This is a genomic window from Mesorhizobium sp. M0207 (genome assembly GCF_040321995.1).
Taxonomy (GTDB): domain Bacteria; phylum Pseudomonadota; class Alphaproteobacteria; order Rhizobiales; family Rhizobiaceae; genus Mesorhizobium.
Genome location: NZ_JAMYSQ010000021.1, coordinates 41041 through 53872, shown reverse-complemented (window position 1 = coordinate 53872; position 12832 = coordinate 41041). Strand labels below are relative to the sequence as shown.

Annotated in this window: 11 protein-coding genes and 1 pseudogene; 8 read left to right on the top strand and 4 right to left on the bottom strand. The window is 59.9% G+C overall.

The window, feature by feature from the left end; translation table 11 throughout:
- Positions 1 to 66: 66 nt before the first annotated feature.
- The gene (locus NKJ15_RS24220) at positions 67 to 405 is read right to left on the bottom strand and encodes a hypothetical protein (protein WP_023675950.1); all 339 of its coding nucleotides are present in this window, start codon (positions 403 to 405) and stop codon (positions 67 to 69) included.
- 401 nt (positions 406 to 806) lie between these two features.
- Here NKJ15_RS24220 and NKJ15_RS24215 point away from each other — a divergent pair.
- The 4 genes and pseudogenes from NKJ15_RS24215 to NKJ15_RS24200 all read left to right on the top strand — a co-directional run.
- A pseudogene (locus NKJ15_RS24215) lies at positions 807 to 1110 on the top strand (ferritin-like domain-containing protein); the annotation flags it as partial.
- A 493-nt stretch (positions 1111 to 1603) separates the two neighbouring features.
- Positions 1604 to 2818: a glycosyltransferase family protein gene (locus NKJ15_RS24210; protein ID WP_352450264.1), complete on the top strand. Its 1215-nt coding sequence runs from the start codon at positions 1604 to 1606 to the stop codon at positions 2816 to 2818.
- Between the two features lies 1 nt (position 2819).
- Positions 2820 to 4064 (top strand): glycosyltransferase, encoded by a 1245-nt coding sequence (locus NKJ15_RS24205; RefSeq protein WP_352818001.1) that lies wholly within the window; start codon positions 2820 to 2822, stop codon positions 4062 to 4064.
- Positions 4061 to 5239, top strand: coding sequence for a glycosyltransferase family protein (locus NKJ15_RS24200; RefSeq protein WP_023675953.1), 1179 nt, complete (start codon positions 4061 to 4063; stop codon positions 5237 to 5239). The genes NKJ15_RS24205 and NKJ15_RS24200 overlap by 4 nt, the downstream gene beginning before the upstream one ends.
- A 211-nt stretch (positions 5240 to 5450) precedes the next feature.
- On the opposite strand, the gene NKJ15_RS24195 is transcribed toward NKJ15_RS24200, so the two are convergent.
- Positions 5451 to 6119, bottom strand: coding sequence for a class I SAM-dependent methyltransferase (locus NKJ15_RS24195; protein ID WP_352450272.1), 669 nt, complete (start codon positions 6117 to 6119; stop codon positions 5451 to 5453).
- Positions 6120 to 6204: 85 nt separating this feature from the next.
- Between NKJ15_RS24195 and NKJ15_RS24190 the strand changes: the two genes are divergently transcribed.
- From NKJ15_RS24190 to NKJ15_RS24175, 4 genes are all read left to right on the top strand, one after another.
- Positions 6205 to 6570 (top strand): hypothetical protein, encoded by a 366-nt coding sequence (locus tag NKJ15_RS24190; RefSeq protein ID WP_352470896.1) that lies wholly within the window; start codon positions 6205 to 6207, stop codon positions 6568 to 6570.
- A 17-nt stretch (positions 6571 to 6587) separates the two neighbouring features.
- The gene (locus NKJ15_RS24185; RefSeq protein WP_352500819.1) at positions 6588 to 9302 is read left to right on the top strand and encodes an ABC transporter transmembrane domain-containing protein; all 2715 of its coding nucleotides are present in this window, start codon (positions 6588 to 6590) and stop codon (positions 9300 to 9302) included.
- Positions 9303 to 9459: 157 nt separating this feature from the next.
- The gene (locus tag NKJ15_RS24180; protein ID WP_023675957.1) at positions 9460 to 9909 is read left to right on the top strand and encodes a cyclic nucleotide-binding domain-containing protein; all 450 of its coding nucleotides are present in this window, start codon (positions 9460 to 9462) and stop codon (positions 9907 to 9909) included.
- Positions 9910 to 10035: 126 nt separating this feature from the next.
- Positions 10036 to 10890: an MBL fold metallo-hydrolase gene (locus tag NKJ15_RS24175; RefSeq protein WP_352470894.1), complete on the top strand. Its 855-nt coding sequence runs from the start codon at positions 10036 to 10038 to the stop codon at positions 10888 to 10890.
- Position 10891: 1 nt separating this feature from the next.
- On the opposite strand, the gene NKJ15_RS24170 is transcribed toward NKJ15_RS24175, so the two are convergent.
- Complete coding sequence (locus NKJ15_RS24170) at positions 10892 to 11716, bottom strand: polysaccharide deacetylase family protein (RefSeq protein ID WP_352817997.1); 825 nt, start codon at positions 11714 to 11716, stop codon at positions 10892 to 10894.
- Positions 11713 to 12792: a glycosyltransferase family 4 protein gene (locus tag NKJ15_RS24165; protein ID WP_352817995.1), complete on the bottom strand. Its 1080-nt coding sequence runs from the start codon at positions 12790 to 12792 to the stop codon at positions 11713 to 11715. Before NKJ15_RS24165 ends, NKJ15_RS24170 begins: the two co-directional genes overlap by 4 nt.
- Positions 12793 to 12832 lie beyond the last annotated feature (40 nt).

The following is a 12832-nucleotide window of genomic DNA, read 5'->3' as shown; positions in this document are numbered from 1 at the left end:
TCGGGAAACGAAAAAAGCCGCGGCGAACCACGGCTTTCAACGCGACAAGTGGTCTGTTTCGAATGCTCACTCGGTTTCGTCAGAGGTGTCGTCGGCAGTGTCTGCCGCGTCTTTCGCGGCCTTTCTATCCAGCGCTGCCTGCAAGGCCAGCGTAGCCTGCGGCGAGGCCGGTGTCGTGGCAACGACCGCCATTGCATGAGCAACGCCGGTCGTCGACTTGTCCTTGGCCGCGGCGGAAGTGGCGGCTCCGTGTCCCTGCGAGCCGGCCCCGGCCGAGTTTCCGCCGTTACCGTTGCTGCCGCCATTGCCGTTGCCATTGCCATTGCCCCCGGGAGCAGCGAGTACCGGAGACGCGACAAGGGTGAGAGCGGCTACAGTCGCGAATAGACAGGTGCGCGTTTTCATAGTTCCTCCTTCGAGTCGCCCTCCCGCCAGGATGGGTTTCTGATGAAAAACGTCAGGACTTTCGAATCCGAAAGTCGGCTGTTACCTAGCTTTGTTCAAATACAGTATTCTACAAGACGGACCTTGGTCCGAAATCGATACGCAAAAGTCCTGGATTTTATCGACAGCGTACTTCGGACGACCGCAGCGGCGGGATTTTTGCTGCCGGCAGATCCGGCGGCGCTTCAGCGCAGTGTGCGTCGGCTGACATCAGGCTAGGGTCGAGGAAACCTAGCTGCTCGACCATCGGTGAGATCATTCAAGGCGATTGAGAAACATTCCACATCTCCTGAAGTTGGGAGCGCAGGTGCGCTTTTGAGGTGCCAAAATGTTTGATGCCGGCGGGCTTTTGGGAGGAAGCCATGATCCGCGTCACGCCTGCATTTCGTGTTTCGCGCCGCCGCGCGTTGCAGTTTGGCCTGGGAGCAACGCTCGCTTCGGCCACCGGCCTTGCCCCGATTTCCCGGGCCTATGCGCAGGATGAGGTCAAAGACGAAGACATTTTTTCCGGTTCGCCCTCAATCTCGAATATATGCGGAAGCCGAATATTACCTGCGCGGTACAACCGGAAAAGGGATCGAAGACTCGGATACTGGCCCGAAGGCCGGCACTGTCGTTGGCGGTAAACAGGTCAGCTTTGACACGCCTGCAATCGGCGAGTTCATGTGCCCATGGCGTCCAAAAAGCTAGTGAGTTCAATTGGCTCGCCCGAAAAGAGTCGAATTCCTGACCCTTAGATTCTGGTCTGAGAAGTCAAGATCTAGGCGGTTCGAACGTGTCCCATACTCCGTCAACGCTCCGGCTTCCCACCGCCAAGGCACATCATGGTTTAGGAGCTTGGCTTAGACGCTCGAAGTGAAGTACCCAGCCCATACCTTATTCCATTCTGGAGTTTCCACGTTTTTCGCAGCGGTCAAGGCCGCCGAGAATCCGAGATGGTCAATACCAGTGAAATGATGCAGGTTCTTCTGGACCACGTGGCAAGCAGGCCGCTGAGCAGACGTAGCTTCCTGGTTTCAGCATATGGACCCTCTTTGTAATACGAATTGAAAATTGCGCCCTCATGTTTCAGAACAGGTCGGTAGACCCGCGAGGATGATTTCGAATCCTGCGGGTCGCTCACGGTCCTCAAGGCGAGAATTCTAAGAGACGTTCAACAATGACCCAGCACGCAGAAAACGCTCGAATTCTCATGTACAGCCACGACACGTTCGGGCTCGGCCATTTGCAGCGCTGCCGGACTATCGCGCATTCGCTGGTCGAGGATTTCCGCGGACTTCAGGTGCTCATCATTTCGGGTGCGACTATCGCTGGCGCCTTCGATTACCGCGCCCGTGTCGACTTCGTGAAGATCCCCAGCGTCATCAAGCTGCGCAACGGCGAATACACCTCGCTGGAAAAGGACATCGATCTGCATGAGACGCTAAGGATGCGCCAGTCGATCATCCGCCATACAGCTGAGACCTTCCGGCCCGATATCTTCATCGTCGACAAGGAACCGCTCGGCCTGCGCGGTGAGATTGAGGACACGCTGTCCTACCTCAAGACGCGGGGCACCACGCTGGTGCTTGGCCTGCGCGAGGTGATGGATGCGCCGCATCTGCTCGAAGCAGAGTGGGCGCGCAGAGACGTGATGCGCAAGATAGGCGTCTTTTACGACAAGGTCTGGGCCTATGGTCCGCCGGATTTCTACGATCCGTTGACGGGCTTGGATGTGCCCCCGGCTGTCAGGGCAAAGATGAGGTTCGTCGGGTTCCTGCAACGGAGCCTGCAGCGGAACGAGTTGCCCGGCCACCGGCCCGAGGGCGACTATATCCTCGTTACTACCGGTGGCGGCGGTGACGGCGCCGATCTGATCCACGACGTCATCGATGCCTATCAGCAGGATCCGCAATTGCAGCATAGAGCCCTGATCGTGCTTGGGCCTTACATGCCGGCGCGCAAGCGCAACAAGCTGCTCAAGAAGGGGTCCAAGATCCCTTACATCAAGATCATCGAGTTCGACAACCGCATGGAAGACCTGATTGCCGGCGCCAAGGCGGTAGTGGCGATGGGCGGCTACAACACCTATTGCGAGATACTGTCTTTCGACAAGCCGGCGCTGATCGTGCCGCGCGTCGAGCCCCGCCGGGAACAACTGATCCGGGCACGGCGCGCAGCCGAACTCGGCCTCATCGAGATGCTTTTGCCGGAAGAAGCCGAGGATTCCCGGCGGTTTGCTGATGCACTGAAGGTGCTGCCGGACCGGCCCCGCCCATCGCAGAGCAATCCGCATCTGACGCTCGAAGGGCTGCCTCATATTTCCGAAATCGTCGCGGAACTGCTCGACCGGCGGGCCGGCCATCACCTTTCGGTCATTGAAGGAATGACCTGAGTTGCAACATCGCAAGATCGTCGTGGTTCTGAAGGGTTATCCGCGGCTGTCCGAAACCTTCATCGCGCAGGAACTGCTCGGTCTTGAGCGTGCGGGGTTCGACCTGATACTCGTCGCGCTCAGGCGGCCGACCGACGAAAAACGCCACCCCGTGCATGACGAGATCAAAGCCCCCGTCCATTATTTGCCGGAATATCTGCATGAAGAGCCGCTGCGCGTGCTTCGCTCGCTGTTTGCCTATGTGCTGCGTCCGGGCTTCTGGCGCGCGCTCGGATCGCTGGCTGCCGATATGCCCCGCGACTTTACGCGCAATCGCGCACGGCGCTTCGGGCAAGCGCTCGTGCTGGCGGCCGAATGGCCGGAAAACGCGGGCTGGCTGCATGCACATTTCGCGCACACGCCTGCATCGGTGACGCGCTATGCCAGTCAGCTTCGTGGCCAGCCCTGGACCTGCTCTGCCCATGCCAAGGACATCTGGACTTCGGCGGACTGGGATCTGGCCGGCAAGCTTTCCTCGGCGCGCTGGACGGTCACCTGCACGAAAACCGGCTTCGACCGTCTGAAAAAACTCGCTAACGGCAACTCGTCTGTGCATCTGAGCTATCATGGGCTCGACCTTGATCGCTTCGGCAGTTTCGGCAAGGCGCGAAAGCAGCATGACGGCTCGGCTCCGGACGAACCGGTTGTCGTTCTGAGTGTCGGGCGCGCCGTTGAAAAGAAAGGTTACGATACGTTGCTGGAGGCCCTTGCCCTGCTGCCCGGCGATTTGGCGTGGCGTTTCGAGCATATCGGCGGTGGCGAAGAACTGGAACGGTTCAAGGCGCTGGCGCAAAAGCTCGGCCTGGATGGTCGCGTCTCTTGGAAAGGCGCTCTTGCGCAGGAGGAGGTGCTTGAGCACTACCGCCGCGCCGACATCTTCGCCCTGGCCTGCAGGATCACCGCAAATGGCGACCGCGACGGTCTGCCGAATGTTCTGGTGGAGGCGGCTAGCCAGCGGCTTGCCTGCGTGTCGACCGATATTTCCAGCGTGCCGGAGCTTTTATCGCCGGATGAAACCGGGTTGCTGGTTCCGACGGAAAACCCGATTGCCCTGGCACAGGCGCTGGAGCGCCTGATCCGAGATCCCGTGCTCCGCGACCGCCTCGGCGACGCCGCAGAGCGGCGCGTGCGCGCCAATTTCGATCACATGGCAAGCATTGGACAGCTCAAGGAACTGTTCGAGCGGGAGTGGCGGGCCGCCGAATGAAGCGGCTGCGCGCTTTCTTCTATGTCCAGCACTTGCTCGGCATCGGCCATCTCGCGCGCGCCAGCCGCATTGCGGCGGCTCTGGTCGATGACGGGTTTGACGTTACCGTCGTGACCGGCGGAGCGCCGATCGCCGGGTTTCCGGGACTGGGTGTACAATCTGTAACCCTGCCACCTGTCACCTCCGGTGATGAAGGATTTTCGGGACTTGTCGACCTGCAAGGCAACCCGATCGACGATGATTTCAAGAAATGGCGTTCAGAGATGCTGCTGCAGGCATTCCGGGATTGCAGGCCTGATATCGTCATTGTCGAGGCGTTTCCATTTGGACGCCGGCAGATGCGTTTCGAACTCTTGCCGCTGATCGAGGCCATCGACGCGACGTCGCCCAGACCGCTGCTGGCGACGTCCGTCCGTGATATCCTCCAGGAGCGCGTCAAGCTGGGCCGAAACGAGGAAACGGTCGATCTCATCAACAGGCATTTCGATCTTGTTATGGTCCACGGCGATCCGGCTTTCGCAACCATCGACAAGACATTTCCACTGGCTGGGGCGATCAGGGCCGAGGTCACCTACACGGGGCTCGTTGCCGCGCCGCCGTCGCCCGCGGCCTCCGAGCGCTTCGACGTTCTGGTGTCGGTTGGCGGCGGGGCTGCCGGAAAGAGCCTTGTCAGATCCACCATCGCAGCGGCGCGGAATGCCAACAACGCTTGGAAATGGTGCTTGATCACCGGCCCAAACCTGCCGAAAGACGAGTTTGACGCGATCGCACGCGATGCCACGCCAGGCCTGTCCATCTTCCGGTTCCGCGAGGATTTCGCCAGCCTGCTGACCGGCGCCCGCCTGTCAGTCTCGCAGGCGGGTTACAACACGGTCTGCGATGTCCTGCGCGCGGGTTGTCGCTCCCTGCTCGTCCCATTTGCAGCCGGCGGGGAAACCGAACAGACGGTTCGCGCCCTGATGCTCGAAGAACTCGGTCTTGCAACGGTGCTGATGGAAAAGGACCTGACGCCTGAAGGTTTGGCGCAAGCGATCGAACAAGCGCTTGTGGAACCGACGCCATCCGCGCATCGTCTCGATCTGGAAGGCGCGCGTCGCTCCGCGCAAATCCTGCGTGAGCGGCATCGAACATGGTCCCTAAATGTGGGGCCCGGTTTCGGAAAAGTTCATGATTAAACAGACGATAGATCCTAGAGCGGTTCATCGTTTCACGCAGAACCGCTCTGTCTCTTTGTTTTGACGCAATTCCGGACGGAAAGCCGTTTCCACACTTTCCTGCAAATGCTCTAACGCGCGTCGCGCCTGGTGAGATTCGTGCGACGCGCTTCAAGTCCTGTTTTTATGCATGTCGTTTCCCAAACCGCTACGCGCTTTTGGGCGAAATGCGTTAAACAGTTCCAATCAGCATGAAGCGCGTATAATTTTTTGTCGGCAGTTCGCCGGAGAACCGCACCTCCCGTAGCGCCGCCATTTCTTCGAAGGCTGCAAGCGAAGCCACGCAGTTGATGTGCGTCGGCTCGCTGAAATAATCGTTCGATTGCAGCAGTACATTCGTGCCCGGCGGAAGCAGAGCAAGCCAGGCGCGCAGATCGGCTATGTGTTCGCAGCTCGTATTGACCATCAGATCGGGCCGCCCGGCCGCATAGTCGAGTGCGTACATATCTGCCGTCAGCGCCCGGAACCGGTCGCCGGCTTCCCGGTTGAGGGTCCGGGCGACCGGCGCGACTTCGGGATCGATGTCGATGCTATCGACCGCCGCGATGTCGAAGCGGGCGTCGTTGAAAAGCATTGCCGGCAATACGCCGTACCATCCACCCAGAACCCATATGCGTCCGAAGCGGCCGCCGCCGCTTTCGAACAGCCTGTCGAGCGCCCACATCTTGCAGGCGACCTGCTTGTGGTTGAAGGCGTTGGCGATATCGGCCTTCGGATGCTTGGCGACGACCCGCGCCAGCCCTGCCACGAGAGGGCAGTTGACATAAGCAGCAATTCCCCGCGTGAGGTCTAAGGCTTGCTCGTGCCAGTCCATGGCATTGCGTGGTTGCGTGACATCCATCATAATTCGTCTTGTATGTTGGGATTTTGGGCGACACAACGCAATCTTGCCTCCCGCAAGACTGTTTGATTCCGCGGACGTGATCATGCTGCAAGCCGCTTGGCTATTGCCCGGTGCCGGAGAGAGCCTGTTGCATCTGTCCGGATCATCGGCGTCCATCCGCCAGCACCAGCCGCGCAGCTGCGGCCTCGTGCCGCTCGGCTGTTCGCCAAAGCCCTACGAAAGCCGCGGACCGTTTGGCCAGCCGCTGTCTTCGCCGATCAACAATGCCCATGTCGATGCCATCGACCATGCGTCGGAACTGGATCGCGCCGCCTCGCAGGTTTCTTGCATCGTTGAGCGCAGGACAATGTCCGTGCACAGCAGCTTCGAGCTTGTCGTTGGCGATGAAGAAATTGCCGATACGCCATTCGCCAGCAGGTGCTTTTACATCCTGCATCCTTCCAACTGAAGGGTCCACAGTCGCATATGGAAGCCAGCCTAGCCCGCTATATCTGGACGCACACCAAGAAGCAGCAACTCTGGATATTGATGATCGTCGTGCTTTCGATGATCCCGTATTTCATGTCCTTCGACCTGCCGAAGCTGATCGTCAACGGACCGATCCAAGGTCGCGGCTTCGAGCAACCGGGCGCGACCCAGCCATTCATGAGGCTACACTATAACCTGCCGTTCGTTGGAGAGGTCCAGTTCTTCTCCGGTTTTCAGCTCGACCGCAAGGAGACCCTGTTTGCCCTGAGCCTTGTGTTCCTCTTGCTAGTCGTCATCAACGGCCTGTTCAAATTCTACATCAACACCTACAAGGGCCGCCTCGGCGAACGCATGCTGCGGCGTATCCGCTTCGATCTGGTCGACCGTGTGCTGCGTTTTCCGCCGGTTTATTTCAAGCGGGTGAAATCCGCCGAAGTGGCGACCATGGTGAAGGACGAGGTGGAGCCGCTGGGCGGCTTCATCGGCGACGCCTTCCTGCAGCCGGTACTGCTCGGCGGCCAAGCGCTGACGGCCATGCTGTTCATCATGATCCAGAACGTCTGGCTCGGAATGATAGCGGTCGTGATCGTGGCGATCCAGATCGTGCTCATCCCGCGAATGCGGCGGCGGCTGATCGTGCTCGGGCGCCAACGGCAGTTGACCGCGCGCGCGCTTTCGGGCCGGGTTGGCGAAATCGTCGACGGCATCGGCGCGGTTCACGTCCACGATACATCAAACTACGAGCGCGCCGACATAGCTGCCCGGCTCGGGCTCATCTTCAAGATCCGCTTCGATCTTTACCAATGGAAATTCATGGTGAAGTTCCTCAACAATTTTCTCGCGCAGCTCACGCCCTTTCTGTTCTACATGATCGGCGGGTATCTGGTCCTCGAGGGGCGGCTGGACGTCGGCCAGCTCGTGGCCGTGATCGGCGCCTACAAGGACCTGCCCGGACCGATGAAGGAACTGATCGACTGGGATCAGGATCGGCAGGATGTCCAGGTCAAATATCAACAGGTCGTTGAACAGTTCACCGTCGAAGGTCTCATCGCGCCGAAAATCGGGGCATTGACGATCGACGATCCCGATCCGATGACCAAGCCGCTGTCGGCGATCAATCTGTCCGTAGCAGACGATGGTGGTGCAATGCTCCTCAACCGTATCTCCCTCCAGGTCAAGCCGGGTGAGACGGTGGCACTGGTCAGTACCGCAACAGGTGGAGCGGAGGCGCTTGCAGAAGCCTTCGCGCGGCTGACCTGGCCGGACAGCGGAAGGGTCGCTTCGGGCACCGACGACCTGCTTGAACTCCCCGAAGCAGTAACCGGCCGGCGCATGTCGTATGCCTCGTCGGATGTTTTCCTGTTCCAGGCAAGCCTCCGCGACAACCTGCTCTACGGGTTGAAGCATGCACCGCTGACATCGGTGCCTTATGACGGTGCTGCGGCAGATCAGCAACGCTGGAACATTCACGAGGCGCGCCGGTCGGGCAATCCGGATCTTGATATCCACAGCGACTGGATCAACTATGCTTCCGCTGGCGCTACCGGCCCGCACGACCTCTTTGAAGCCGTGCGCCGGGTGCTCGACGCGGTTGTTCTGTCGCGTGACATTCTGGATCTCGGCTTGCGCTCTTCGGCCGACCTCACGCGTCACACGGAGCTTGCCAGGCGGATCGTCGAACTGCGTGCGGCGCTGCGGACCCGGCTGGAACAAGAGGGGCTGAGCGGACTGGTGGTTCCTTTCGAACCGGGCGCCTACAACAAGGAAGCAACGATCGGCCAAAACCTGCTCTTCGGCGCTGCCGCCGGCCCCGAACTGGCCGACAGGGCCCTGGCGGCCAATCCCTATTTTGCTTCCGTGCTGAGGCAAGCCGGCCTCGACCGAACGCTCTACGAAATGGGCTTGGAGATCGCCAAACAGGCGATCGAGCTGTTTGCCGACCTGCCGCCCGATCACCAGTTCTTCCAGCAGCTCGCCTTCATGAGCGCGGAGGAGATACCCGCCTACGAAACCTTGCTGCAACGGCTCAAGAACCGTCCCTACGAGGCGGTTTCGGAAAACGATCGCGCCATGATCGTTACCTTGAGCTTTGCCTACATCGAGCCCCGGCACCGCTTCGGCCTGCTGAGCGACGAGCTGATGAGCAAGATCGTCGCTGCACGCAACCGGTTCTATGAAGACCTGCCGCCCGAGCTGCACAATGCGGTCGAACGGTATGATCCTGCCAAATACATTGCCGCGGCCACCGTCATGGATAATGTCCTGTTCGGGCGTGTGGGCAACAATCATCCCGACGCGCCCGACCGCATACGCTCCATCGTCTATGACATTCTTGACGAACTGGGGCTTTATGGCGAACTTCTGGATGTCGGCCTGGACTTCAACGTCGGCTCCGGCGGCAGGCGGCTGACCGGTGGACAGCGACAGAAGCTCGATGTTGCCCGAGCCTTGCTCAAGCGTCCCGATTTTCTCATTCTCAACCGGCCGCTGTCGGCGCTCGATCAGCGCATGCAGGATAAGGTGCTGCGAAATGTGCTCGAGGAAGCCAGGCGCGACGGCCATTCGCCGGCAATTGTGTGGGTCGTGACGAGTCCGGCAATGGCGATGATGTTCGATCGCGTTATCGTCTTCGACTCGGGTCAATTGGCGGAAGACGGAACACACGAGACACTTTTGGCAGGGAACGGTATCTTCAAGGAACTGTTGTCATAGAGCAACGGATATTCAGATGGGATCATTCTGCCGGTGCACGACATCGGGCTCGCCACCTTTCGCGTGGTTTGTCTCGCCATCCCGGAAAGAGAATTGATTCCATCGGGGCGTCCGTTGCTCTAGTCTGGCAAACGCGAATTTTGGAAGGTTTGCGACAATGCTGCTCAAGGATGAAGTTGGAATGCTGCAACGCGTTCCCTTGTTCTCTGCCATCGAGCCGACAAAGCTCAAGCTGCTTGCGTTCACATCCGATCGTGTGAGCTACAGCGCCGGCCAGATCCTTTTCCGGCAGGGCGACGAGGGAGACGCCGCCTATGTCATCCTTTCAGGCAGAGCGGATATTCTTGTCGATTCCGACAGCGGACCGATAAAAGTTGCCGAACTGGAGCCAAATTCGATCGTTGGCGAGATCGCCATATTGTGCAACAGCTCCCGCACTGCCACCGTCAGAGCGGCAAGTCCGCTGGAAGCCCTGAGAATCCGCAAGGATCATTTCCTGAGGCTTATGAGGGAGTTCCCGGAAATGACCATCGAGATATTGCGGGTTCTTGCCGATCGCCTAAGCCATACGACCGCGGATCTGATCGACGCACGAAGCGCCAAATAACGACGGACGTGCGCTCGATCCTCGCAGTCGTGACGGCACTGTCCTCTCGCTGAGAAGATCACCCGGAGAAAGCCTGTCTGTCTCGCCTAGCAGCAGTTGTTTGGATATGATGGGCGAAGGGGTAGCATGGACGACAACGTTTTCCTGGTCAGGTTTTGGGGTGTCCGCGGCAGCATTTCGGTATCAGGGCCAGAATTCTCTCGCTATGGCGGCAACTCAATCTGCGTCGAGATGCGATGCGGTAAGCACACGCTTCTGTTCGACGCAGGCTCTGGCCTACGGCCTGCCGGCGCGGCGCTTCAGGCGTTGGGCGTGACCGATTTCGACCTGCTTTTCACCCATTGCCATTACGATCACATCATCGGGCTGCCGTCTTTTGCGCCGATCTATGACCGGGGCGCCAAGGTTACGCTCTGGTCCGGGCATCTTGCAGGACACATGACGACCCGGCAGATGGTCGATGAGTTCATGCGGCCGCCGTGGTTTCCGGTGAAACTGGAGGCCTGCAAGGCAAGCCTCGACTATCGCGATTTCGTATCCGGAGACGTGCTTCGCCCGCGCGAAGGGGTGGTGGTCCGAACCGGCAGTCTTATGCATCCGGGCGGCTGCATAGGCTACCGGGTCGAATGGGGTGGCGGCGTCGTGGCGGTGATCACAGACACTGAGCACGACCCGGACAAACTCGATCAGACGGTGCTCGGCCTGATCGAAGATGCCGACCTCGTCATCTACGATTGCACCTACACCGAGGAGGAAATGGAACGCCGCCGCGGTTACGGGCACTCGACGTGGCAACAGGGCGTCAAACTCTGTGAGGCGGCAGGTGCGCGGAGGCTTGCGCTGTTTCACCACGATCCGACACGCACCGACAAGGAACTGGACAAGATCCAGAAACTGGCCAAGGACAGGTTTACCGGCGCTTTTGCCGCGCGGGATGGCCAGACGCTCAACATTCCAGTCTCATTGCGCAAAAAGCGCTGAGCTATTTTCCTCTATCTCTTTGTCTTGACGCAATTCCGGACGGAAACCGTTCACACTTTCCTGGAATTGTTCCACCGGCGCTGTGCCCGATCAATGTCCTGATCGGAAGCCATGCGCAGGCTTCGGTCTGTGCGGTGACTGTGAACAGCCGTTCGAGGAAGAGCCAGGCGGATTCATCATGTACGAGATGGTGGGTGAGCAGGCCCACGGGTTCGCCCCCATCGAATGCATGCTGCAATTGCGCGATGATAGCCTGAACCAATAGGCCATGATCGCGGCAGCCGTGCGTGCCATGCCAATCCATGATGTCGACATTGCTGTTGATGACCGCAAGTGAAGCCGGCCTTGGCGGCCCATAGACCGACAATGCCGAAAATCCTATCGATCCAAGATCGGATACCAAGCCGGCGTCGATCCTGTTCCAGGGTGGTACCAGCATCGGAACAGCACGTGCGCCGTGCAGGCCGGTTACGTGCGCCAGCCCGCGAGCCAGATCATCGAGCACCGCCTCGCGTGGCCGATGCGCGCCGAGCTCCTGCTTCTTCTGGCCCTCGGGCGCATGATTTCGGTGCGCCCAGCCATGGATGGCGACCGTGGCATGCGGCGCCTCGTCAAGCCGAACGACAAGCTTCTCGTCAGTCAGGGCGGGAATGACGGCCAGAGTCACCGGAACCGCGAATTCACCGGTGAGGTCGAGCAACCGATCAAGCGCAGGCGTCGGATCCACGGCGTCATCGTCGCGCAGCCAGAACTCTGCCTTACGGTCCGCCCGTTGCCGGCTCGCCAGTTCCTCCACCAAGGGTTGCCAGATCTGATCGGATGTCATGAGACCGGGATCTTTGCAAGAAGTTCGGCCAGACGCGCCGCCGCAGCACCGATAGAACGTTCTTCGAGGATGAAACGTCTGGCTTCTGCGGCCATGATGGATCTTTCGTCGTTACGGGCCAGAAGCCTTTCAATGGCAGAAGCGAACGCCGCCACATCGCCCGGCGGGGTGAGAAACCCGGCCCGCACGACCTCCGGCACGCCGGCGATGTCCTGAGCCACAACCGGAAGGCCGGCGGCCTGTGCTTCAAGATAGGCAACGCCATAGGCCTCGCCGAAACCCGGCCAGACGTAAATTCCCCCACTGTAGAGGACATCCGGCACGGCGGCTGGCTCAATCGCGCCAAGCCATTTGATACGGTCGGCGGGCAAGCCGGCGAATTGCGCTTTGATCTCCTCGCGGGCAGGTCCGTCCCCGACGACCGACATCGTCCAGGGCAGGTGACCGATCGAACCGAGCGCCTGCGCCAGCATGCCATAGCTTTCGACTTTGTCGCCCGGGCGCATCATGGCGACGGTAACGAGGCGCGACGGACAACCCCGTGCCGGCGTTTCCCGGAATAGCGATGTGTCGATGAAGGGCGAAAGCATGCCGAAAGCGGCGTCGGGTACCGCATCTGCCAGTCCCTGACGATCCCTTTGCGTGAAGCAGATGTTCAGCGCCGCCTGTTCGACGGCTCGCGCCACCAACGCTTGCGTATCGGCCCACAAACCGGTGTTGCGCCGCCTCGAATAGGAGGCTTCCGCTGTCACATAGGGGACACCAAAGGCCAACGCCAGTTCGGGCCCGATCAGGTCGGGTGCCTTGTAATAGGGATGATAGGTGAACCACAGATCGGGCTTGCCGTCACGATCCCAAAGCCTTGCCAGCCGCGCGGCTTCCTCCCGGGCCTCGATCTTGAGCGCATCGAAACTTTTCGAATCCGGTTCGCGTAGATAGAAGCGCAATTCGGATGCCAATTCGACGCTGTGCCTTCCATGCTCCAGTGCCTTGACCAGCATCCGTGCCATCTGGCGGTCGCCGGAGGCAACGGGATGATTGGGCGACTTCAGCGGCGCGTAGAAGGCAATTCGCATCGCCGGACCCTATCATCGGAAAGCCTGCGCAAGTCAATTT